This window comes from Amycolatopsis sp. NPDC051372, from assembly GCF_040682095.1.
Taxonomy (GTDB): domain Bacteria; phylum Actinomycetota; class Actinomycetes; order Mycobacteriales; family Pseudonocardiaceae; genus Amycolatopsis.
On sequence record NZ_JBFBAF010000025.1, the window covers coordinates 1 to 21914 of the forward strand.

Sequence of the window (21914 nt, forward strand, 5' to 3'; positions counted from 1 at the left end):
CCTGCACCACTACAACCACCACCGAGCCCACACCGCCCTCAACGGCCACCCACCCATCACCCGGGTCAACAACCTCACAGGGCACTACAGCTAGCCGCGCACCTTGGGCAGGAGCGCGAATCCGAGCGCCATGCCCAGCAACGCGGGCAGGCCGTGGTTGTCGTGCACGAGCGTGTCGACGACCGCGAGCGGCGCCACGAGGATCGGCACCACGAACGCCTGCGTCGGCAACTGCACGCCGTGGCGTGCCGGCGCCCGCAGCAGCGCCACGGCCAGTGCGCCGATGAGACCAGCGACGCACATCGAGTTGCCCGCACCGACCGGCTGCAGCCAGACGTAGCTCATGAACTGGCCGAACAGCCCGCACCCGAAGTACAGGACGAACATGCGCACGCGGCCGAAGTAGCTCTCCGCCAGCGTGCCGAAGATCGCCAGGATCACCAGGTTGAAGACGCCGCCAAGCAGTCCGCCGTCCTGGAAGAACATGCCGGTGAGCAGGCGCCACCACTGCCCGGTGTCGATCGCCGCGCCGTCGCGCCGGACGTGCTCCAGCAGCCCCGGCACCGCGAGCTGGGCGACGAGCGCCGCCGCCGTGACGAGGAACACCGCGCCAGTGAGGACGGGTGCCCGGCGCGGGCCGATCCGGTCGAAGACGGCCACGAACGGGTTGCTGTGCCAGCGTTCCGAGGTCGGGTTGGTCATGCTCTGAACGTAGGTGGAGACCCGGCTGAGCACCCCGGACATTTGTCATGACACGGCCGGGGCATGCGTCATGAGGAATGAATCCCGGCCCGGATGACTCGAAACAGATGACCGCGAAAACCCGGAAAGGATCTTTATGCGAGCGACACTCATCTACGGCGCCGGCGACGTCCGAGTGGAGACGGTGGCCGACCCGAAGGTGGCCCAGGCGACGGACGCCGTGGTCCGCGTCGTGCGCTCCTGCATCTGCGGCAGCGACCTGTGGCCGTACGGCGGCATGCCCGCGCAGGAGAACGGCAGGCCGATCGGCCACGAGTTCCTCGGCGTCGTGGAGGAAACCGGTGCCGACGTGACGAGCGTGCGCAAGGGCGACCTGGTCGTGGCGCCGTTCGTGTACTCGGACAACACGTGCGAGTTCTGCCGCGAGGGGCTGCAGACCTCGTGCCTGCACGGCGGCAACTGGGGCGTCGACGGCGTGGACGGCGGTCAAGGCGAGGCCGTGCGCGTACCGCAGGCCGACGGCACTCTCGTGAAACTCCCGCTGGCACTTGAAGAAACTTCCGACGACTTGCTCGCTTCACTGCTCACGCTGTCGGACGTGTTCTCCACCGGCCACCACGCGGCCGTGACCGCGGGCGTCGCGCCGGGCAAGGCGGTGACCGTGATCGGCGACGGCGCGGTGGGCCTGTCCGCCGTGCTGGCCGCGAAGCGCCTCGGCGCCGAGCACATCGTCCTCATGGGACGCCACCAGGCGCGCACCGACCTGGGCCGCGAGTTCGGCGCGGCGGATGTCGTGGCCGAGCGCGGCGAGGAGGGCATCGCGCGCGTGCGCGAGCTGACCGGTGGCCACGGCACGCACACCGTGCTGGAGTGCGTGGGCACCAAGGCGGCGTTCGAGATGGGCCTCGGTGTGGTGCGCGCAGGCGGTGCGCTGAGCCGCGTGGGCGTGCCGCAGTACCCGGAGGGCCCGATCGGGCGCCCGGTGTTCACGCGCAACATCACGATCACCGGCGGCGTCGCCCCCGCGCGCCACTACATCCCGCAGCTGCTGCCGGACGTGCTCGAGGGCCGCTACCAGCCGGGCCGCGTGTTCGACCGGACGATCGGGCTGGCCGACGTGCCCGCGGGCTACCAGGCGATGGCCGACCGCGAGGCGCTGAAAGTCCTCGTGAAGCCGTGAGCTCGTGACGCCGTGACCGACGCGCCGTGTGAGCCCCGTAAGGGTGGGGGTTCACACGGCGCGCACCGGGCCCCCATACCTTGGTACGCATGGACATGATCACCCCGGAGCCGCGGCGCGCGTGGGTCGCCGGACGGGCGGAGCAGGGGGCCGGGACCCTCGTCGTGCGGCACCCGGTCGACGGCAGCGAAGTGGCGACCGTGGCGGTGCCCGGCGCGGAGCAGGTGGAGCGCGCCGTGGCGGCCGCCGCGGGCGTCGCGCGGGAGTTCCGCCGCTCCCCCGCGCACGAGCGCGCGGCGGCGCTGGAGCACGTGTCGCGCGGGTTGCGGATGCGGGCCGAGGAGATCGCCGAGGTGATCACCGCGGAGAACGGCAAGCCGCTCAAGTGGGCGGAAGCCGAGGTCAGCCGCGCGGTTTCGGTGTTCCGCATCGCTTCCGAGGAGGCGCGGCGATTCAGCGGTGACGTGCAGCGGCTCGACGCCGACCCGTCGGGCGACGCGCGGCTGGCGCTCACGCGGCGGGTGCCGCGCGGGCCTGTGCTGGGGATCTCCCCGTTCAACTTCCCGCTGAACCTGGTGGCGCACAAGGTCGCGCCGGCGCTGGCGGTCGGCGCGCCGATCATCGTGAAGCCGGCGCCGCGCACGCCGTTGTCGGCGCTGATCCTCGGCGAGATCCTGGCCGAGACGGACCTGCCGGCCGGCGCGTTTTCCGTGCTGCCGCTGGGAAACGCGGAGACCCAGGCGCTGGTGGCCGACCCGCGGCTGCCCGTGGTGTCGTTCACCGGCTCGGGCCCCGTCGGCTGGTCGATCGCCGACGCGGCGCCGCGCAAGCACGTGGTACTGGAGCTCGGCGGCAACGCGGCGGCCGTGGTCCTGCGCGACTGGCCCGACCCCGAGGGCGCGGCACAGCGCATCGCGACGTTCGGCAACTACCAGGCCGGGCAGTCGTGCATCTCGGTGCAGCGCGTGATCGTCGACGCGGCGGTGGCCGAGGAGTTCGTGCCCGCGCTGGTGGAGGCCGTGGAGGCGCAGCAGACGGGTGATCCCTACGACCGCAACACCGACGTCGGGCCGGTCGTCGACGAGGCCGCGGCCGAGCGGATCATCGCGTGGGTCGAGGAAGCCGTGGCCGCTGGCGCGAAGGTGCTCACGGGCGGCACGCGCGAGGGCACCCAGGTCGCGCCGACGCTGCTCACGGACGTGCCGCCGGACGCGCGCGTGTGGTCGGAGGAGGTCTTCGGGCCGGTGCTGGTGGTGTCCGTTGTGGACGGTGTGGACGAGGCCTTCGCGGCGGTCAACGACTCCGCGTACGGTCTGCAGACCGGTGTGTTCACCTCCGACGTGCAGCTGGCGTTCCACGCGTCGGCCGAGCTGGAAGTGGGCGGCGTGATCATCGGTGACGTGCCGTCGTACCGCGCCGATCAGATGCCGTACGGCGGCGTGAAGGGCTCGGGCGTCGGGCGCGAGGGCGTGCTGTCGGCGATGAACGACCTCACCGAGGAGCGGGTGACGGTGTTCACCGGGGTGGACCTGTAGGACTCGTGGGTGCCGGTCTCGCGCCGGCACCCACGAGCTCGTTACGCGGACTGGGCGAACTTGAGCACGCCGTCCGGGTCGTAGGTCTTGGCGACCTGCTCGAGCCGGGCCGCGTTGTCGCCGTAGTAGGCGGTTTTCCAGTCGGGCATGGCGGGATCGAGGTAGTTGACGTAGCCGCCGCCGGCGCCCGCGTCGGCGAGGCCGCTGACCACAGTGGACACGGACTTGGCGACGGTGGTGTGGTTGCCGGTGGTGGCGGGCGCGTAGACCTGGATGCTGGCCAGCGCCTTGCGGTGTGGGAACGCGGTGTCGGCCGGGGCGACGTCGGCGACCGCGCCGCCGAGACCGTCGATGAGCAGGTCCATGCCCTTGTGGCCGGCGGCGAGGTCGCTGACCTTCCCGCCCGCCACCGGGTCGGTGATGATCCGCGACGAGGCCACGAACGTCTGGCGCGCGGAGCTGCCGGAGAAGTAGTTCATGGCGCCGCCGTAGCTGAGGCTCTTCATCGTGCGGCTGGACGGCGACGCGTTGAGCTTGCCCAGCAACGCGGTGAGCTCGCTGGTGCCGCCCACGAACGCGCCGCCGACGCGGCACGCGACCGGCGAACCGCCCGATACGACGAGGTTCGACCAGAATTCGGGTGGCGTCGTCGGGAGCCACTGCTGCCACGCGTCGAGCACGTCGCCCGCCGAGCCGCCCGGGAAGTGCAGCGAGAACACCGTGATGCCGGGCGCGGGGTCGGTGCGGAAGGTGAACGACGTGACGATGCCGAAGTTGCCGCCCCCGCCGCCGCGCAGGGCCCAGAACAGGTCGGGCTCGGAGTCGGCGCTCGCCGTGCGCAGCTTGCCGTCCGGCGTCACGACCTGGGCGGAGACGAGATGGTCACAGGTGAGGCCGTACTTGCGCGCCACGACGCCGATACCGCCGCCGAGGGTGAGCCCGGCGATGCCGACCGTCGGGCACGAGCCGGCGGGCAGGCAGCGGCCGGCTTTGGCGAGCGCCGCGTAGACGTCACCCAGCCGCGCGCCGGCGCCGATCACGACCTGGTCGCCCTGGACCTGGACGCTCGACATGCTGCCGACGTCGACGATCAGGCCGCCGTCGGGCACGGAGTAGCCGGCGTAGCTGTGGCCCCCGCTGCGCGCGGCGATCGGCAACCTTCCCGCCACCGCGCCGAAGCAGGCCTGCACGTCCTCGGGCTTTTGCACCTTCGCCACGGCGGCCGGGGTGTGGCCGTCGAACAGCGGGTTGAAGCCGCGCTTGGCGGTGCCGAAGCCGCTGTCGGCAGGCAGCACGAGGTCACCGCTGAGCTTGCTCCTCAACGCGTTCCAGTCCGGCGGCCCGGACGGCTTCGTCGACGGCGGCGGTGCTGTTGTCGTCGGCGTTGTCCTCGCCGGCGGCTGCTGCGGCGGCGCGGAGTTCGGCGCGCACGCTGCCGCCACCGCGCCGAGCGTGGTGAGCCCGGCGGCCCGCAGCAACGTCCTTCTCCCGACAGTCATATTGATCAGACGTTCCGGACACCAGGGTGGTTCATTCCGTCGCCCGAGCGGGTGTCAGGAGCAGATCGGGTAATCCGCCAGGAACCCACCGAGATCGGGGTCGGCCTCGATCGCCTTGCGGGCCCGCTCGACGTCGGAGTGCACCTCGTCGGCCGCGGCGTGCAGCGCGCGCTTGAACTGGTCGTAGTCGGTGGTGGACAGGTTCTGCGTCGTCTGCTGCGCCTGGTCGAGGGCGGTGTCGAGCTGGGTGTAGATCGCGGTCAGCCGGTCGCGCACGGCACCGGCCGGCGCCGCGGCGACCTGGGCCGCGTTCTCACGCAGGTAGATGGCGATACTCCGCACGCTCTGCGCGGCGATGGCCCTCGTCGACTCCATCTCGGACGTCGTGGACGACGGGTACATGTCCGTCGCGGCCGGCAGGAACGACAGGTACTGCTCGGTGTTTCTCGGGTGCGTGCAGAAGTCGTCGACCCACTGCCGGGCACGGGGATCGGCGGGCGGCGCGCTGGAAACGGGCGACGGCTTCGGCGGTGCGGCCGGCGGGGGTAGTGCGGGAGTCGAGCAGGCCGAACCGGCCAGCACCGTGACCAGCACGGTCACGACCGGACCAAGGTGCATCCACTGCACTTTCCGCACTTGATCAGTGAAGCACGTCACCGCTGCCGGTGATCAGAGGAGGCAGGTACCGGCCGTCGCCATGAAGCGTTGGGTGGCCGAGTCGGCGCCGATGGTCTTCCGCGCGGTTTGCAGCGCGGCTTCAACCTCCTTCGAGATCGCCAGTAGCGCGGTGCCGAACTGGGTGATCTCGGTGTCCGGCAGCTGGTCCACGTGGTGGCGGGCCTTGGTCAGCGCGTCCTCCAGCTTCCGGTAGGTCGCGATTAGCCGATCACGCGCCGCGCTGTGCGGCGCGGCGGCGACTTTGGCCGCGTTGCCGTGCACGGTCTGGACCAGGTCGTCGGTGATCTGCGCGGCGCTCTGCTTGTCCTGCTCGCGCTGGGCGAACGTGCTGGTCAGCTCGCCCTGCGTGTAGGCCGCCCGCGCGCCGAGGTTCGTCAGCTCCGCCCGGTCGGCCTTGGGCGCGCTGCAGAGGGCACCCACCCAATGCCAGGCCAGGTCTTCGGCCGGCGAAAGGGTCGGCGCCGAGGGCTTGGGCGGGGCGGGCGGCGGGCTGCCGCGCAACCCGAGGCCACCGCCAGCACGACCACGATCGGCAACCACCAGGCCGTTCTCACGAGCAGACCGGGTGGTCGCGCAGGAACCGCGCCGTGCCCGGCTCAGCGGCGAGGACCTGGCGCGCCGCTTCGAAAGCGGCGTGGACCTGGCCGGCGGCGGCCGCGAGCCGGGGGCCGAAGGTGGCGGCGGCCGCGGGCGACAGGGCGGTGACGCGCTGCTGGATGCCGAGGAGGTCGGTCCGCAATTGGGTGTACACGCCGGTCAGGCGGTCGCGCGTGGGGCTCGGCGCCGCGCTGGTCACGGCGGCCGCGTTGGAACGACGTCGACCAGCGTGTTGAGGTTCTGCACGGCGCTCTGCTGGGCTTTCTGGCGCTCGGCGGGGGTCGCGTCGGCCATGGCCCCGTAGGGGATGTCGTTGTAGCCGGTGTTCTTGAGGGCCGGCAAACGCCGCCGAAGGGCCGCTGCAGAACTCGCCCACCCAGTGGTAGGCCAACCGCCTCACACCAGGGACTTGAACTCCGGCACGGGGCCCGCCAACGCGTCACCGGGGCCGCGGCCCGAGAGCCACGCCAGAAGGTCGCCGGGGGTGCCCGTGACGAGGCCGGCCGAGCCGTCGGCCATGGTCCACGTGTGGGTGCCGTCGGTGAGACGGATCGGGGGCAAGTCGCCGAGGTACATGCGGATCATGTTGGCCACGACGTCGTCGACGTAGCCGCCCAGCAGGGCGCACGCGCTGGTGAAGTCGTGGCCGGCGTCGAGGTCGACGAGGTGGATGGTGGTCTCGGCGAGGCGCAGCGTCAGGGCGTCGGCGCCGGTGATGGGCTGGCCGCCGCGGCCGCGGACGGGCGCGGTCCACGCGTGGTCCGGCAGCGTCGAAGCCAGGTCCACGAGCCGCTCCCCCGACGCGACGACGTCGGCGAGGATCTCGGCCGAGCCGCGGGCAGCGCCGGCGGCGATGTCGTCGTCGCGGGCCGTGCCGGGGCCGTACATGGGGTGCTCGACCCCGGTGGACGCCCAGGTCAGGAGGTTGCCGACGGCGTCGGCGTTGCGAGCGAGGTGCGTGAGCAGGTGCGCGCGTGTCCAACCGGGCAACGCGCTCGGCGCGCGCACCGCGGTCTCGTCGAGGGAGCCGATGACCAGGGCCCACTCGTCCTGCAGTTCCTGCACGCGGGTCAACGCCGTTGTCGTCACCCGGCGATCGTAGGAGCTATCGACGGAGTGCGGCAGGGGCGTCGGAGGGAACAGCGGGATTCTTCGGTGCCACCGCGTCGAGCCGCGCGTAGGCCGCGTCCTGCCCCGGGCGCTGGTCCGCCTCACCCTTGTTGGGCCAGAACGAGAACGCCCGCTCCGCCTGCGCCGTGATCGTCAGCGACGGGTTCACGCCCAGGTTCGCCGTGATCGCCGAACCGTCCACAACGGACAGTCCCGGGTAGCCGTAGACCCGGTGGTACGGGTCGATCACACCGGATTCCACGCTGTCCCCGATCGGCACGCCGCCGATGAAGTGGGCCGTGAGCGGGATGTCGAAGATCTCACCCCAGGTGCCGCCCGGCATCCCGCCGATGCGCTCGGCCGTGCGGACGTTGGCCTCGTGCCCGGCCGGGATGAAGCTCGGGTTGGGCTCGCCGTGGCCCTGCTTCGACGTGTACTTGCGCCGCCCGAAGAGCCCGGGCCGCGTGTACGTGGTGATGGAGTTGTCGAGGCTCTGCATCACCAGCAGGATCACCGTGCGCTCGCTCCAGCGGTAGCCGTTGAGCAGCTTCGCGGACTGCAGCGGGTGCTTGACCAGGAACGTCAGCGCCTGCCGCCAGCGCGGCACCGGCGAAGCGCCGTCCGTGGAGACGGTCTGCAGCAGGCTCATCGCGTTGCTGCCCTTGCCGTAGCGCACGGGCTCGATGTGGGTGTTCTCGTCGGGGTGGATCGACGACGTGATCGCGACGCCGCGGCTGAAGTCGCGCGCGGAGTCCACCGCGGTGCGCGCGGCGCCGATGATCGCCTCGGAGTTCGTGCGCGTCAGCTCGCCTAGGCGCCGCGACAGCCTCGGCAGCGCGCCCGTGTCCTTCATGCGGTGCAACAGGTTCTGCGTCCCCCAGGTCCCCGCGGCGAACACGACCTGGCCCGCGGTCACGGTGGTGCGGAAGCGCTTCGAGCGCGTGCCGGTCTTCTGCAGCGTCACTCGGTAACCGTCGCCCGCCGGCTCGACCGACGCGACGGTGGTGAGCGGGATGACCTTCGCCCCGTCCCGCTCGGCGAGGTACAGGTAGTTCTTGACCAGCGTGTTCTTCGCCCCGACGCGGCACCCCGTCATGCAGGCGCCGCACTCGGTGCAGCCGACGCGGTCAGGCCCGGCGCCGCCGAAGAACGGGTCGCGCACGGTCTCGCCGGGCTTGCCGAAGTACACCCCCACCGGCGTCGGGTGGAAGGACTCGCCCACGCCCATGTCCTCGGCGACGTCGCGCATCACCACGTCGGACGGCGTCATCGTCGGGTTCGTGACCACCCCGAGCATCCGGCTCGCCTGGTCGTAGTGCGGCGCGAGCTCGGCCTCCCAGTCGGTGATGTGCGCCCACTGGCGGTCGGCGTAGAACGGCTTCAACGGGCGGTACAACGTGTTCGCGTACACCAGCGACCCACCGCCGACGCCCGCGCCGGCCAGCACCATCACGTCGTTGAGCATGTGGATGCGCTGGATGCCGTAACAGCCGAGCTGCGGCGCCCACAGGTACCGCTTGAGGTCCCACGACGTCTTCGCGAACTCGTCGTCCGCGAACCGCCGCCCCGCCTCCACCACGGCGACGCGGTAGCCCTTCTCGGTGAGCCGCAGCGCCGCCACGCTGCCCCCGAACCCGGACCCCACCACGACGACGTCGTAGTCGGGCCCGCCCTGCGCTGTGGTGGTGTTACTGGCAGTCACAGGTCCGAGCGTAACCCGGCGATGTCCTTCTGACCAGAGGTAAGTTACTCGCCGGTTACATCGCCGAACCGCGGAAGCCGAGCTCGGCCAACCGATACGATGCCCGCCGATGACGGTGAATTCGGTCCGAGCCCGGAGGCGGGCCGGCGCGGCGAGCCAGGCCGGCGTGAAGGTGCGCCTGCGGGAGATCCGTCCCGCCGACCACCGCGTGCTCGCCGGGTTCGACCGCGACGCGGCACGCGGCCACGACCTGCGCCTCGGCGGCTACCGGCATTGGGCCGCGCACCGGGGCCGCGCCGCAGATTCAGGCGACGACTTCCACTTCGCCATCGAGGCGCGGCACAGCCGGGCAGTGGTCGGGTCCATGTGGATCCAGGCCGATCCGGCGACGCGCCGCTTCAGCTACGGCATCGGGATCGGCCCGCAGCACCGCCGTTGCGGATATGCCGCCGACGCCGTCACCGTGCTGCTCACGGTCATGTTCGAGCAGCACGGCTACCGCGAGTGCGTGGTGAGCGTGAACGGCGCCAACTTCGCTTCCCTTGCGCTGCACGGAGAACTCGGCTTCCGCGAGGAAGGCCGGCCGCGCGACACCGAGCTGCGCCACGGGGAAGTGCGGTATCCCGTCCTGATGGGACTCACGGCGGCCCGGTTCGCCGCGCACCAGCCGGCCGGGCGCGGTCCCCTGCGCCCCGAGCGTGGACGGCACTGGCGCACCCCGCGCCGAGGCCGGCACTGGGCGTCTCGCACGGCGTCCTGAAAGTCGTGAAAGAGGCCCCCACGTCCAGGACGCGGGGGCCTCGGCAAGCGACGATCAGCGGCGGACGGTCAGTCCGACCCGCTGGAACTCCTTCAGGTCCGAGTACCCCGTCTTCGCCATCGCGCGACGGAGGGCCCCGAAGAGGTTCACCACGCCCTCGGCGTCCGAGGACGGGCCGAAGAGCAGCGTCTTCAGGTCCACCGCGTAGTCGGAGTCCGGGCCGGCGACGACGCGCGAGCGGGGCAGCGACGGGTGCGCCGCGGCGGCGGTCCAGTAGAGGCCCTGGCCGGGAGCGTCGGAGGCGGTCGCCAGCGGCGCGCCGAGCATCACGGCGTCGGCGCCGCAGGCGATGGCCTTGGCGATGTCGCCCGAGGTGGTCATGCCGCCGTCCGCGAGGACGTGGACGTAGCGGCCGCCGGTCTCGTCGAGGTAGTCGCGGCGGGCGGCGGCGGCGTCGACGATGGCGGTGGCCATGGGGACGCCGATGCCGAGCACGCGGTCGGTGCTGGTGACGCCCGAGGTGTAGCCGTGGCCGACGATCACGCCCGCCGCGCCGGTGCGCATGAGGTGCATGGCCGTGCGGTAGTCGCTCACGCCGCCGGCGATCACCGGCACGTCGAGGCGGCCGATGAACTCCTTGAGGTTGAGCGGTTCCGCGTCGCGCTGCACGTGTTCGGCGGAGATGATCGTGCCCTGCACCACGAGGATCTCGACACCGGCGGCCAGCAGGTCGGGGGTGAGCTCGGCGGCGTGCTGCGGGCTCACGCGCGCGGCCACCGTGACGCCCGACTCACGGACGGTCTTGATGGCCTCGCTCAGCAGGTCGAGCCGGACCGGCGCGGCGTGCAGCTCCTGCAGCTCGCGGACGACGGCCGCGGGGTCCTCGGTGTCCTCCGCGGCGCGGACCAGCCGGAAGATGGCGTCCTCGACGTTGGCGTGGCGCGCCCACAGGCCCTCGGCGTTGAGCACGCCCAGACCGCCCAACTCGCCGATCGCGACGGCCGTGCCCGGCGACACGATGGCGTCGGTCGGATGCGTGACCAGCGGCAGGTCGAAGCGGTAGGCGTCGATCTGCCACGAGGTCGACACCACCGACGACGACCGCGTGCGCCGCGAGGGCACGATCTCCACGTCATCGAGGTCATACGCCCGCCGCGCGGTGCGACCCATCCCGATCTCGACCAGATCCCGCACGTGATGTCCCTTCTCGCACCGACGACAACGCCGTCCATTGTCGCTAGTCCGCGTGGGTGACCAACGCACGGGGCCCGTACTGCGCTGTTTTTGCCAATCCGACCACAGCCACAGCGGAGACCGCCGGCTTGCACAAGCACGTCCGGTTGGGCGTCCGCCTACTTTTGGCCGGATTGGCAAGGGGCTGACAACCGCAGGTTGTGCACCGCGTCACGAGGTTGTTTGCCACCGCCGTTTCGCGCGCTGTTGGATGCGTCGGACGACGACAGGGGGACCAGAGTGGCGCTGGGGCAGGACTTCCGACGGCTGTGGCTGGCGTACGCCACGAGCACCGCGGGCACGTGGCTCGCGCTCGACGCGTTCCCGTTCATCGCCGTGACGGTGCTCCACAGCAGCACCACGGAGGTCTCGGTGCTGGCCGCCGCGGGCCTGGCCGTCGGCGCGCTGATCGCCGTGCCGCTCGGGCCGTGGGTGGAGTTCCGGCGCAAGCGGCCGGTGCTGGTGGCGATGGATGCTGTGCGCTTCGTCGCACTGCTGACCTTGCCACTCGGCTACGCGCTGGGCGGGCTCACGTTCGGGCAGCTCGTGGCCGTGTCGGTGGTCGTGGCGGCCGCGAACATCGTGTTCACGGCGGCCAGCGGCGCCTACCTCAAGGGCATGGCGACGGGCGAGGACCTGCTCGTTGCCAACGGCCGGTTCGAGACCACGCAGTGGACCGCCACAGCCGTCGGCCCGCCTTCGGGCGGGGCGCTGATCGGCGTGTTCGGACCACTCACGACGGTGGTGCTCGACAGCGTCAGCTACCTGCTCTCCGCGCTCGCGATCGGCGCCATCCGCACGCCCGAGCCGCCGCCCACCGCGCGCCCCGCGACGGTCCGGACCAGGGACGTCCTCGACGGCTGGCACTACATCCTCGGCCACCCGCGGCTGCGCGCGTTGTTCCTCAACACGACGCTGGTGAACGGCCTGATCATGGCGACGTCACCGCTGCTCGCGATCCTGCTGCTGCGGGAGCTCGGGTTCGCGGCGTGGCAGTACGGGCTGGCGTTCGGCGTGCCGTGCCTCGGCGGGCTGCTCGGCTCGCGGCTGTCGCGCCGGATCACCGCGCGCTTCGGCCCTGAGCGCGTGCTGCTGGTGACGGGGACGCTACGCGTGATCTGGCCGGTCGCACTCGCCTTCACGCCGCACGGGCCGGCGGGGCTGGGGTTCGTGATGCTCGTCGAGTTCGGGCTGATCCTCACGATCGGCATCTTCAACCCCGTTTCGGCCACCTATCGGCTGCAGGAGACGGAGACCTCGCGCGCCGCCCGCGTGCTGTCCGCCTGGGGCATCACCGGCGGGGCGACGCGGGCCGCGCTGATGCTGGTGTGGGGCGCGCTCGGCGCGTGGCTCGGCACGCGCGAGGCGATCGGCCTGGCGGGGCTGCTGATGCTGGCCACGCCCGTGCTGCTGTGGCGGGTCAGAACAACGTCGCGCCCGCCACGGCCCCCACGACCGCGGAAAGCAGGCCCACCACCAGCGACACCCGCAGCGCCCGCTTCCCGCCCCGCACCATGAGGAACACCGCGTAGGCCAGCACGATCACCCCGATCACGCCGCCCCAGACGGGGCCGACGAACAACGAGGTGCGCACGATCGTCGTCTCGCCGCCGCTGCGCACCGCGCGCACCGCGCCGGAGTGGTCGGCCCGGGTGAGCTCCACGGAGGCGCCGACGCCGGCGTCGAGGCCCGGGTCGTCGCCGGAGACCTCGACGTCTTCGCCGATCTGGGTGGTAAACCGGACCACGTACCGGATCGTGCGGTCGCCGGCGCCGGGCACTTCGCGGCAGCTCACGACCTGCGCGGCCTCGACGTGCGCCGGTCCTCCGTACTCCACCACAAGACCCGCCGCGACGGTCGCCGGCACGGCGAAGCCGACGACGACCACGAACAACTCGGCGAGACGATCCGCTTTCACCGCACCACTCAGCCGCACCGCGGCCGTCGCCGTGAGGGGACAAATGCCGCTCGGCGCTCAGGGCCCCGAAAACCGCGTCAGAAGGAGACGCGCTCCACGGAATCCGTGCGCAGCACCGGCTCCTGTCGAAAGCAGCTTCTTGTAGTCGGTGCGGATCTGCTCGAGGTCGGTGTCGGCGTCCGGCTTGCCCGACATCCCGCCCGTCCCCTTCGAGAAAGATCAACGTCTCGAAGAGTGCCGGGACGGGCGGGATGTCGGGAAGATCCGTTCGGGCGGAGTTACCGCGCGGAGTAGTTCGGGGCCTCGACGGTCATCGTGATGTCGTGCGGGTGGCTCTCCTTCAGCCCGGCCGCGGTGATGCGCACGAGCTGAGCCTCCTGCAGCTGCGCGATCGTCTCGGCGCCCGCGTAGCCCATGCCGGCGCGCAGGCCGCCGACGAGCTGGTGCACGACGTTGGCGAGCGGCCCGCGGAACGGGATGCGGCCTTCGATGCCCTCGGGGACGAGCTTGTCCTCGTTGAGCACGTCGTCCTGCGCGTAGCGGTCCTTCGAGTACGACTTGCCCTGGCCGCGCGACTGCATCGCACCCAGGGAACCCATGCCGCGGTAGACCTTGAACTGCTTGCCGCCGACGAGGATCAGGTCGCCGGGCGACTCGGCGGTGCCGGCGAGCAGGCTGCCGAGCATCACGCTGGACGCGCCGGACGCGATGGCCTTGGCGATGTCGCCGGAGTACTGGATGCCGCCGTCGCCGATCACCGGGATGCCGGCCGGGCGGCAGGCCTGGTCGGCCTCGTAGATCGCGGAGATCTGCGGCACACCGACACCGGCGACGATCCGCGTCGTGCAGATCGAGCCCGGGCCCACGCCGACCTTCACGCCGTCCACGCCCGCGTCCACGAGCGCCTGCGCGCCCGCGCGGGTGGCGACGTTGCCGCCGACGATGTCGACGGTGTCGCCCAGCTCCTTCTTCAGCAGCTTGACGGTCTCGACCACGGCGCGGGAGTGGCCGTGGGCGGTGTCGACCATCAGCACGTCGACGCCGGCCTCGGCCAGCGTCATCGCGCGCTTGTGCCCGTCGGCGCCGACGCCTACGGCCGCGCCGACGATCAGGCGGCCGTCGGTGTCCTTCGTGGCGTTGGGGTACTGCTCGGTCTTCACGAAGTCCTTGACCGTGATCAGGCCGCGGAGCTTGCCCGCGCCGTCGACGATCGGCAGCTTCTCGATCTTGTGCCGGCGCAGCAGGCCGAGCGCGGCGTCGGCCGTGACGCCGACCTGCGCGGTGATCAGCGGCGCCTTCGTCATGACTTCGCTGACCAGGCGCGTGTAGTCCACCTCGAACCGCATGTCGCGGTTGGTGATGATGCCCACGAGCGAGCCGGACGCGTCGGTGACCGGGACGCCGGAGATGCGGAAGCGGGCGCACAGGGCGTCGACCTCGGCGAGCGTGTCGTCGGGCGAGCAGGTGACCGGGTCGGTGACCATGCCGGCCTCGGACCGCTTCACCACCTCGACGGCGGCGGCCTGCTCGTCGATTGGCAGGTTGCGCTGCAGCACGCCGATGCCGCCCTGGCGCGCCATGGCGATCGCCATGCGGGCTTCGGTGACGGTGTCCATGGCGGCGGAGACCAGCGGGACATTGAGGGTGATGTTGCGTGTGAGGCGGGTACTGGTGTCGACCCCGCTGGGCACCACGTCGGATTCGGCCGGCAGCAGCAGCACGTCGTCGAAGGTCAGGCCCAGCATCGCGAACTTGCTGGGCACGGGGGCGGTGATGCTTTCGCTGGTCATAGCGGGCGAAGGGCCTTCCTGGCGGGGGTGAGCGATCTGGCCGAGGGGCTGGCTGAGCCTTCCCCTCATGATATCCGGGGTTCACCCCTGACCCGGGTGGGTGGGGACGGGCGCCACACGGCGGGTACCGTGCAGGCCGTGCCGCACGACGTGTTGCCCCCCGACCCCTTCGCGGACGACCCGGACGATCCGGCTCGGGCGTTCCTCGATCCCGAAGACCAGCTGGACGAGCCCATCAGCCCGGACGAACGCACCGAGCTGCTGGCCGACCTCTCCGACCTGGCGGTGTACCAAGCCCTCCTGGAGCCTCGTGGCGTCCGCGGCATCGTCGTGGACTGCGGCGAATGCGACGAACCCCACTATCACGACTGGCACCTCCTGCGTGCCAGCCTCGAACAGCTCCTCGCGGACGGCCGCATGCGACCCCACGAGCCGGCCTTCGACCCGAACCCCGGCGACTACGTGAGCTGGGACTACTGCCGCGGCTTCGCCGACGGTGTGACGGCGAACGAGAGCGCGTACTGAGGTTTGTGGTTGCGTTGAACGGGCCCTGGTGAGACTGCTCACCAGGGCCGCTCTCGTCTGCGGCAGGGCCGAGCCGGGCCGGAGACGAGAAACGCCCCGGCCGGAGCCAGGGCGTTTTCGAGGTGAGGTCTTACGGGTTCTCCGACGAGCTGTTCTGACCGCCGGCACTCCCGCTTTCCGAGGATTCGTTGCGGGGGCTGACGCCGCCGCTGCCGGGGTCGTTGCCCGTCGCGTTGCCCGTGGCGTCGGTGGGTGTCGTGGGCGGCGTGGGCGTGTCGGTGGTGGTGTCCGGGGGCGGCGGAGGCGGGGGCGGCGGCGCCGTGACGCTGGTCGTGTCCGGTTGGCTGGTGGAGCCGGTGCCGGGCAGGGACGTCGGCTGGCCGCTCGACTGCTGCGACGCCGTGTTGGCCGGGTTGTTGACCGGCGGCGGCGTGGACGGGTCGTTCGGCGGGTTCTGGCCCGTGGTGGGCACGGCGGGGGCACCGAGCTGGGCGGCGAGCTGGCGGTGCTGCTCGAGCAGCTGGTCGCGGTTCTCGTCGTCGGTGACCTGGTTCAGGGCGGCCTGCGCGTCGTCGAGGGCCTTGCGGGCGTCGGCGAGGCGGTTGTCGGCCAGGGCGAGGTTCGCCTTCTCGAGGTCGAGCTTCGCCGCCGCGGCGGCTTCGACCGAGTGGGCGTGGTCGGTGTAAAGGACCTTCGTCAGGCCCCACAGCGTGTCGCCGGGCTGGGCGTCACGTGCGGCGAGGCCGGTGCCGGCGAACGCGATGGCCACCGCGGCGCACGCGGCGGCGACCGGCACCAGGATGCGGCGCCGTCGGCTGCGGTCGGCGCGTTTGCGCGCCAGCGAGGCCGTCTTCACCGTGGTGACGGCGGTGTCGACGTCGACCAGCTCGGCCAGCGGCTCGCTGTCGATGTCGCGGCGCCAGGCGAGCAGCAGCGCGTTGAGATCCTGGTCGCCGAGCCCGTCGGCGATGGCCGGGTCCGTGCCGCCGAGTGCGTCGAGCAGTGCGTCGTCGGCCTGGATGGCCGTGAGATCACCGTCGGCCTCCGGGTCGTAGGCCGTCATGCCGCTCGTGAACGCGGACGGCGACAGGTCACGATCGTCGTCGTGATCGGTCACTCAGATCACCTCCTCGGCGGCGAGCACCTTACGCAGGCGAGCAAGCGCTCGGTGCTGGGCCACTCGAACGGCACCCGGGGTCGACCCGACGGCCTCCGCGGTCTCTTCCGCCGACAAGCCCACCACGACGCGCAGCACGACGATCTCGCGCTGTTTGTCGGGGAGCACTTGCAGCAGCTGCGCCATCCGTTCGTTCAGCTCGCCCTGCAACGCGCGCTGTTCCGGACCGACGCCGACCTCGACCTCGTCGGGGACCTCGGCCACCGGTTCAGCCCGGTTGCGGGCCGCCGCGCGGTGCGCGTCGGCGACCTTGTGCTGGGCGATGCCGTAGACGAAAGCCAGGAACGGGCGGCCTTGTTCACGGTACGAAGGCAATGCCGTGAGCACCGCGAGACACACCTCCTGCGCAACATCGTCTGCCGAAGCGAACGAACGCTCCTGCCTGCCAACTCGAGCGCGGCAATACCGCACTACCAGGGGGCGGATGGCCGCCAGCAGCCGATCGACTGCCTGGGGGTCTCCCTCCACGGCAGCGGCGACCGGCTCATCCAATCCGTCCCCCACATTGGCCATCGCAGACAACAGTCCCAGTGTTACGTGTAGGCGTGCAAAGAATCCGGCGCGTGGTCATCGTGCCCCGCCCGCCGGTGACAGTTACCGTACCGTCGGCGACCTTTCCGACAACCGCCAGAGGTGGTCACCGGTGTGCCGCGTCCGTGGACCCGGCCGCACCGCACATGTCGACCAGAAGACCAACGAGCGGCTGACCTGCGGGGTACGGCTTGCTGCCCGGGAGGGTGGCGCCGGCTGGGGAGCCTGCCCGAGCGGTGGGGACGAAGGCGACGAACGTGACAGGTGACACATTTGTCACCGATGACACGGGTCAAGACCCGAGGACACAGGTACGGGCCAGGGCGGCAACCCTGGCCCGTCGTCACCGTGGCGTCAGAACGGACAACCTGTCACGCGGAGCGTGGTTTAGCAGTTACTGATTTCAGGACGCAGCGCTCAGGACACGAGGCCACGGCGGAAACCGTGGGCCACGGCCTGGGCGCGGTCGCGGACGCCGAGCTTGCGGAACAGCCGCCGCGCGTGCGTCTTCACCGTGTCCTCGGACAGATAGAGCTCACGGCCGATCTGGCCGTTGCTCTTGCCCTGGCTCATGCCGCGCAGCACCTGCAGCTCGCGCTCGGTGAGCTGCACGCCGGGGTCCGACGGCTGGCGCGGCGCCGGAACCGAGGTGCTGGCGAGCGTGTGGGCCAGTGCGGCGACCAGCTCGGGGCGCGAGGCGTCCCAGCGGAGGTAGCCGCGGGCACCGCCGGCGATGGCGGCAGCGATGCTGCCGGCGTCGTCGGGGGCACCGAAGACGATGACATTCGCCTGGGGGTTCGCGGAGACGAGCCGCCGAGTGGCTTCGACGCCCGTCGGGACCGCGCGCTGCGTCCCGACCAGCACGACGTCGACCGGCTGACGGGTGTACCGGGCCAACAGCTCGTCACCGTGCGCTACGCAGTCGATGCGACTGACCCCAGGGACCGCGGACATCACACGGGTGAGCCCTTCGCGGACACTGCGTCGGTCGTCGCAGATCAAGACCGTCGTCACGGGGTTTCCTTCCTGCAGCCGGGTGACATTCCACTTCCCCTATCGGACGCTTTAGCCCGAACCTTGACACGATCCGGTGGCTTTTTTTGAAGTTTCTTAGCCCGGATGCCGGAACGGCGTTTCCAGAGGGCTCAACCCGGCCTCTCGGGCACCCATGGTGAATCCTCTGCGATCCGCATCACGCAAGGATCTGCGTGCCGTAACACTGCGTGCAACACCTCAAGGCTTCTGAATCGATACTTCTCGGCGTGTCCGGGGTCCAGATCGGCCGCCACGCGTGTCGCCACCCAAATAAGTGAATGGAGTTCGTATTTCTCGGCGGCCATGGCGGCATTTGTGACGACGTCGAGTGCAGTAGCGCGTTGCTCCGGTTCCCCGGCCGTCGCGAGTGAGACTCCGAGCACGATGTCGGATTTGACGACGTGGCGAGACGAGCCGCGCACCCGCGCGGTTTCCGCAGCTCGCCGCGCGGGCGCGATCGCTTCTCGCGGGCGGCCGGCGGCCAGCTCGATCTCGGCCCCGACCCAGCCGCCGCGGACGGTCGCGCGCCACCGGTCGTCGGCCTCCGCCGCGCGGGCCGCCAGACGCCGGGCGGCGGCGAGGCGGCCCAGGGCGAGGTTGTCGGCGGCCAGGCCGAGCAGGGCGTCGGCTCGCGCGCCGGCCGCGTCGAGGCCGTCCGGATCCACGCGAGTCGCGCCGGCACCGTCGAGGGCCACCAGCGCCTCCCCGTCCAGCGCCCGCGCGGCGACGTGCCCGCCGAGCTGACGGCGGTGCGACGCCAGCGTGGTCGCGGCCAGCGAGGCCACCACCGGGTCGGCACCCCGGCGCAGGTCGGCCAGCGCGGTGGCCGCGGCGGCGTAGCGGCCCTGGGCGCCGAGCACGACCGCGGCCAGCAGCCGGTGCCGGGGCGCGGCGGAGCGCGGCGCCGTGACCGGCACCAGCGGCGGCACGAGATCGCCGAACGCGAGCTCGACGAGAGAGGTTCGGAGCACGGGACCTTTCTAGCGCCCCGCCCCGACAAGAACGTGCTCGACGCGGCCCGCGGCGGCGGGCAGATCGGCGAGCAGCTCGACCTTGTCGGGCAGCGTGGCGACGTCCCAGCCGGGCCCGCACGCGAACAACCGGCTGCGCTGGCGGCCGCGCGACACCCGCGCGAACAGCCGCGGGTCCCCCACATCGCGCCGGTGCGCCCACAGCACCACCGCGGCGGGCGCGCTGCGTCGCACGGCCACCGCCAGGACCTCCGCGGGCAGCGGCACGCCGAACAGCTGCGCGCCGATCCGCCGCCCGGCCAGCGCGGCCGCGAGCGCGTAGACCGGCATGGTGTCCCGTTCCTCCGGCACGCACGCGAGCAGCACCGGACGCAGGTTGAGCGGCGCGTCGAGCACGGGCGTCGCGCGCACGAGCGCCGCGTACACGCACTCGGCCAGCAGGTACTCGACCTCGGCGCCGGCACTGACCCCGCGCCAGCGCGCGCCGAGCGCCGTGAGCACCGGCTCGACCACGCCCGACCACGCGGCGAGCACGCCTAGCTCGTCGAGCGCCTCGGCCAGCATGCGCTGCACGGCGCCGACGTCCATGGCCAGCGCGGCCGTGCTCAGGCGCCGGGCCAGGCGCGACGGGACCTCACCGTCGGCGGGCGCGGCGTGTGCCGGGGTCGCGAGTTCGTCAGCGGGCTGGACGATCTCCGCGCGCGGCATCTGCTGCAGCGCGTAGCGGGCGGCTTCGGCCGTCGAGGCGCCGCGGAGGAGGGCGCGCTGCATGAGCTCGAGGCGGTCGATGTCGGAGCTGCCGTAGCGGCGGTGCCGGCCGTCGGTGTGGCGGCTGGGGCCCAGCCCGTAGCGACGGTCCCAGGTACGGAGGGTCGACGGGGCGACCCCGAGCCGGCGAGCGACCGAGGCCACCGGCAGGGTGGGTTCTCCTTCACGCGCTCCGGATCCCACCCGGCCAATATCCAGGCCCGCGAGAGTCACGGCAACCGGAGCCAAAACCCCTGCTCACCATTCCGGGGGATGCCTAACGGCTGAATCATCCCGAAGCCCTTGAACAACTATTGGCGCGCTTCTAACGTTACCGCCGTTGCACCGAATGGAGTATCGGCACCACAGCAGAGCAGCTAATGGCATCGACCGGATGACGGAGGCGGTCAGGATGGCAGACACGCGCAGGCTTCCCGGTCCCAACGCGGACATGTGGGACTGGCAGCTGGAGGGGTCGTGTCGGGGGATGGACAGCGCGGCGTTCTTTCACCCGGACGGCGAGCGGGGGCCGGCTAGGGCACGCCGCGAGGCCAGGGCGAAGGCGGTCTGCCTGGCCTGCCCGGTGCTGGACATGTGCCGGCGGCACGCACTGGCCGTGCACGAGCCCTACGGGATCTGGGGCGGACTGTCCGAGTCCGAGCGGGAGAACCTGATCAAACAGGACAAACGAGTGCTGAGCATGTCCGGCGGCTGAGCGCGATCACGAACTCGCGACAGGGGCGGTGTCCACTTCGGACATCGCCCCGGTGTCGTTTCCGGGGTTTTCCGGCCAGCACGTGAGGGCGGTGTCGATGACCGCCGTGAGCTCCGGCAGGCCGGCACCGTCGCGGGCCTGCACGGACAGGCCGAACAGGACGGTCGCGTAGTAGCCGCCGAGCGCTTCGACGTCGGTGGTCTCCGGCAGCTCGCCGGCCTCGACGCCGCGCCTCAGCCGGGTGCGGATCAGGTCCCGGACGTGGGCGCGGGCCTCGCCGAGAAGCTCGCACACGGGCCGGTTGGCGGGCGAGCAGTTCGTGGCGGCGAGCACGACCATGCAGCCGGTGGGGTGCGCAGGATCGACGTACACGCGGACGTTGTCGCGCAGCATCGCTTCAACGGCGGCGCGGGCCGTCGGCTCTTCGGCGAGCGCGCGGGGCGTGTGGCTGCCGTAGGTGGCGCTGTACTGCTCCACCGCTTCGCGGAACAGCGCCTCCTTGCCACCGAAGGCCGCGTACAGACTGGGCGGGTTGATGCCCATCGCGCCGGTGAGGTCGGCCAGCGAGGCGCCCTCGTAGCCGCGCTCCCAGAAGACGAACATGGCCTCGGTGAGCGCGCGTTCCCGGTCGAACGCGCGCGGCCGGCCGCGCGGTGACATGGACCACCTTCTTTAGTGAGCGATACAGAAAAACTTGACGACGCCATCGTACGGCGTCTTTTATGTAGTCATCGATACAGAAAGGAACCTTCTGATGGGAACGCTGGACGGCAAGGTCGCCCTGGTGACAGGCGGCAGCCGGGGCATCGGCGCGGCGATCGCGAAGCGGCTGGCCGCGGACGGCGCCGACGTCGCCATCACCTACGAACGCTCGGCGGACAAGGCGGCCAAGGTCGTCACCGAGGTCGAGGAACAGGGCCGGCGCGGCCTCGCGCTGCAGGCCGACTCCGCGGACGCCGCCGCGGTGACCTCGGCCGTCGACCGTGTCGCCGAGGAGCTCGGCGGGCTCGACATCCTGGTCAACAACGCGGGCATCTCCATCGCGGGGCCGCTCGACGGGCTCTCGCTCGACGACATCGACCGCACGCTCTCGGTGAACGTGCGCGCCGTGCTGGTCGCCACGCAGGCGGCGCTGAAGCACCTCCCCCGCGGCGGCCGCGTGGTCTCGATCGGCAGCGACCTTGCCGAGCGCGTGCCGTTCCCCGGCATGAGCCTGTACTCGGCGAGCAAGGCGGCGCTGATCGGCTTCACCCGCGGCCTGGCGCGCGACCTCGGGCCGCGGGGCATCACCGCCACCGTGGTCCACCCGGGCTCGACCAACACCGACATGAACCCGGTCGACGGTCCCGCTTCGGCGGCCCAGGTGCCGCACATCGCACTCGGTCACTACGCGGAAGCGGCGGACGTCGCCGCGACCGTGGCCCACGTGGCGGGCCCGGACGGCCGCTACCTGACGGGCACGGCGATCACGGTCGACGGCGGGTTCACCGCCTGAGCCGCGGGGCGCCG

General features: G+C 71.6%; 23 protein-coding genes. 7 read left to right on the forward strand and 16 right to left on the reverse strand.

The genetic code is table 11. The features are described 5' to 3' along the window. Positions 1-90: 90 nt before the first annotated feature. On the reverse strand, positions 91-702 hold the full coding sequence (locus AB0M56_RS32605; protein ID WP_220246162.1) for a rhomboid family intramembrane serine protease: 612 nt from the start codon (positions 700-702) through the stop codon (positions 91-93). A 136-nt stretch (positions 703-838) separates the two neighbouring features. On the opposite strand from AB0M56_RS32605, the gene AB0M56_RS32610 reads away from it, so the two are divergent. Next, complete coding sequence (locus tag AB0M56_RS32610; protein WP_364183198.1) at positions 839-1882, forward strand: alcohol dehydrogenase catalytic domain-containing protein; 1044 nt, start codon at positions 839-841, stop codon at positions 1880-1882. Positions 1883-1971: 89 nt separating this feature from the next. Beyond that, entirely contained in the window at positions 1972-3417 is a 1446-nt protein-coding gene (locus AB0M56_RS32615; RefSeq protein WP_364183201.1) for an aldehyde dehydrogenase family protein, read from the forward strand. 41 nt (positions 3418-3458) lie between these two features. Here AB0M56_RS32615 and AB0M56_RS32620 read toward each other — a convergent pair whose 3' ends face one another. The 6 genes from AB0M56_RS32620 to AB0M56_RS32645 all read right to left on the reverse strand — a co-directional run bounded on the left by AB0M56_RS32620 (position 3459) and on the right by AB0M56_RS32645 (position 9003). Continuing rightward, entirely contained in the window at positions 3459-4916 is a 1458-nt protein-coding gene (locus tag AB0M56_RS32620) for an FAD-dependent oxidoreductase (protein WP_364183204.1), read from the reverse strand. Between the two features lie 54 nt (positions 4917-4970). Beyond that, positions 4971-5552 (reverse strand): hypothetical protein, encoded by a 582-nt coding sequence (locus AB0M56_RS32625; protein ID WP_364183207.1) that lies wholly within the window; start codon positions 5550-5552, stop codon positions 4971-4973. 33 nt (positions 5553-5585) lie between these two features. Then, on the reverse strand, positions 5586-6134 hold the full coding sequence (locus AB0M56_RS32630; RefSeq protein ID WP_364183210.1) for a hypothetical protein: 549 nt from the start codon (positions 6132-6134) through the stop codon (positions 5586-5588). 10 nt (positions 6135-6144) lie between these two features. Next, a complete protein-coding gene (locus tag AB0M56_RS32635) occupies positions 6145-6390 on the reverse strand; it encodes a hypothetical protein (protein ID WP_364183213.1) in 246 nt (81 codons plus the stop codon). Positions 6391-6587: 197 nt separating this feature from the next. After that, on the reverse strand, positions 6588-7280 hold the full coding sequence (locus AB0M56_RS32640) for a maleylpyruvate isomerase family mycothiol-dependent enzyme (RefSeq protein WP_364183216.1): 693 nt from the start codon (positions 7278-7280) through the stop codon (positions 6588-6590). Between the two features lie 16 nt (positions 7281-7296). After that, positions 7297-9003 carry a GMC family oxidoreductase gene (locus tag AB0M56_RS32645; RefSeq protein ID WP_364183219.1) on the reverse strand — a complete coding sequence of 569 codons (1707 nt, stop codon included), beginning with the start codon at positions 9001-9003 and terminating at the stop codon, positions 7297-7299. A gap of 172 nt (positions 9004-9175) precedes the next feature. Between AB0M56_RS32645 and AB0M56_RS32650 the strand changes: the two genes are divergently transcribed. After that, positions 9176-9763 carry a GNAT family N-acetyltransferase gene (locus AB0M56_RS32650; RefSeq protein WP_364183538.1) on the forward strand — a complete coding sequence of 196 codons (588 nt, stop codon included), beginning with the start codon at positions 9176-9178 and terminating at the stop codon, positions 9761-9763. Positions 9764-9817: 54 nt separating this feature from the next. Here the strand turns inward: AB0M56_RS32650 and AB0M56_RS32655 are convergent, their stop codons facing one another. After that, on the reverse strand, positions 9818-10957 hold the full coding sequence (locus AB0M56_RS32655; protein ID WP_364183222.1) for a GuaB3 family IMP dehydrogenase-related protein: 1140 nt from the start codon (positions 10955-10957) through the stop codon (positions 9818-9820). Positions 10958-11236: 279 nt separating this feature from the next. Between AB0M56_RS32655 and AB0M56_RS32660 the strand changes: the two genes are divergently transcribed. Next, positions 11237-12514 carry an MFS transporter gene (locus AB0M56_RS32660; RefSeq protein ID WP_364183225.1) on the forward strand — a complete coding sequence of 426 codons (1278 nt, stop codon included), beginning with the start codon at positions 11237-11239 and terminating at the stop codon, positions 12512-12514. Here AB0M56_RS32660 and AB0M56_RS32665 read toward each other — a convergent pair. After that, a complete protein-coding gene (locus AB0M56_RS32665) occupies positions 12417-12914 on the reverse strand; it encodes a hypothetical protein (protein ID WP_364183228.1) in 498 nt (165 codons plus the stop codon). The genes AB0M56_RS32660 and AB0M56_RS32665 overlap by 98 nt on opposite strands. A gap of 278 nt (positions 12915-13192) precedes the next feature. Continuing rightward, complete coding sequence (gene guaB / locus AB0M56_RS32670) at positions 13193-14704, reverse strand: IMP dehydrogenase (protein WP_220246151.1); 1512 nt, start codon at positions 14702-14704, stop codon at positions 13193-13195. Positions 14705-14833: 129 nt separating this feature from the next. On the opposite strand from guaB, the gene AB0M56_RS32675 reads away from it, so the two are divergent. Continuing rightward, positions 14834-15229 carry a DUF5319 domain-containing protein gene (locus tag AB0M56_RS32675; RefSeq protein WP_220247349.1) on the forward strand — a complete coding sequence of 132 codons (396 nt, stop codon included), beginning with the start codon at positions 14834-14836 and terminating at the stop codon, positions 15227-15229. Positions 15230-15359: 130 nt separating this feature from the next. Here AB0M56_RS32675 and AB0M56_RS32680 read toward each other — a convergent pair whose 3' ends face one another. From AB0M56_RS32680 to AB0M56_RS32700, 5 genes are all read right to left on the reverse strand, one after another. Next, complete coding sequence (locus tag AB0M56_RS32680) at positions 15360-16292, reverse strand: anti-sigma-D factor RsdA (RefSeq protein ID WP_364183540.1); 933 nt, start codon at positions 16290-16292, stop codon at positions 15360-15362. Positions 16293-16346: 54 nt separating this feature from the next. Further along, positions 16347-16919, reverse strand: a complete 573-nt coding sequence (locus AB0M56_RS32685; protein WP_220247347.1) for a sigma-70 family RNA polymerase sigma factor — start codon at positions 16917-16919, stop codon at positions 16347-16349. Positions 16920-17354: 435 nt separating this feature from the next. After that, positions 17355-17951 (reverse strand): response regulator transcription factor, encoded by a 597-nt coding sequence (locus tag AB0M56_RS32690; RefSeq protein ID WP_020662719.1) that lies wholly within the window; start codon positions 17949-17951, stop codon positions 17355-17357. 131 nt (positions 17952-18082) lie between these two features. Then, positions 18083-18943 carry a hypothetical protein gene (locus AB0M56_RS32695; protein WP_364183231.1) on the reverse strand — a complete coding sequence of 287 codons (861 nt, stop codon included), beginning with the start codon at positions 18941-18943 and terminating at the stop codon, positions 18083-18085. A 9-nt stretch (positions 18944-18952) separates the two neighbouring features. Beyond that, positions 18953-19894 (reverse strand): MerR family transcriptional regulator, encoded by a 942-nt coding sequence (locus tag AB0M56_RS32700; RefSeq protein ID WP_364183234.1) that lies wholly within the window; start codon positions 19892-19894, stop codon positions 18953-18955. A 190-nt stretch (positions 19895-20084) separates the two neighbouring features. Here AB0M56_RS32700 and AB0M56_RS32705 point away from each other — a divergent pair, with 190 nt between their 5' ends. Next, a complete protein-coding gene (locus tag AB0M56_RS32705) occupies positions 20085-20405 on the forward strand; it encodes a WhiB family transcriptional regulator (protein WP_364183236.1) in 321 nt (106 codons plus the stop codon). 6 nt (positions 20406-20411) lie between these two features. Here AB0M56_RS32705 and AB0M56_RS32710 read toward each other — a convergent pair whose 3' ends face one another. Next, positions 20412-21065, reverse strand: a complete 654-nt coding sequence (locus tag AB0M56_RS32710; protein WP_364183238.1) for a TetR/AcrR family transcriptional regulator — start codon at positions 21063-21065, stop codon at positions 20412-20414. 94 nt (positions 21066-21159) lie between these two features. Between AB0M56_RS32710 and AB0M56_RS32715 the strand changes: the two genes are divergently transcribed. Further along, complete coding sequence (locus AB0M56_RS32715; protein WP_364183241.1) at positions 21160-21900, forward strand: 3-oxoacyl-ACP reductase family protein; 741 nt, start codon at positions 21160-21162, stop codon at positions 21898-21900. Positions 21901-21914: the final 14 nt, after the last annotated feature.

What these genes read in the sequence shown, in the direction of transcription:
- AB0M56_RS32610 (WP_364183198.1), top strand. Translation starts at nt 839, where the DNA reads ATGCGAGCGACACTCATCTACGGCGCCGGCGACGTCCGAGTGGAGACG.
- AB0M56_RS32685 (WP_220247347.1), bottom strand. Translation starts at nt 16,919, where the DNA reads ATGGCCAATGTGGGGGACGGATTGGATGAGCCGGTCGCCGCTGCCGTG.
- guaB (WP_220246151.1), bottom strand. Translation starts at nt 14,704, where the DNA reads ATGACCAGCGAAAGCATCACCGCCCCCGTGCCCAGCAAGTTCGCGATG.
- AB0M56_RS32620 (WP_364183204.1), bottom strand. Translation starts at nt 4,916, where the DNA reads ATGACTGTCGGGAGAAGGACGTTGCTGCGGGCCGCCGGGCTCACCACG.
- AB0M56_RS32705 (WP_364183236.1), top strand. Translation starts at nt 20,085, where the DNA reads ATGACGGAGGCGGTCAGGATGGCAGACACGCGCAGGCTTCCCGGTCCC.
- AB0M56_RS32680 (WP_364183540.1), bottom strand. Translation starts at nt 16,292, where the DNA reads ATGACGGCCTACGACCCGGAGGCCGACGGTGATCTCACGGCCATCCAG.
- AB0M56_RS32615 (WP_364183201.1), top strand. Translation starts at nt 1,972, where the DNA reads ATGGACATGATCACCCCGGAGCCGCGGCGCGCGTGGGTCGCCGGACGG.
- AB0M56_RS32710 (WP_364183238.1), bottom strand. Translation starts at nt 21,065, where the DNA reads ATGTCACCGCGCGGCCGGCCGCGCGCGTTCGACCGGGAACGCGCGCTC.
- AB0M56_RS32605 (WP_220246162.1), bottom strand. Translation starts at nt 702, where the DNA reads ATGACCAACCCGACCTCGGAACGCTGGCACAGCAACCCGTTCGTGGCC.
- AB0M56_RS32715 (WP_364183241.1), top strand. Translation starts at nt 21,160, where the DNA reads ATGGGAACGCTGGACGGCAAGGTCGCCCTGGTGACAGGCGGCAGCCGG.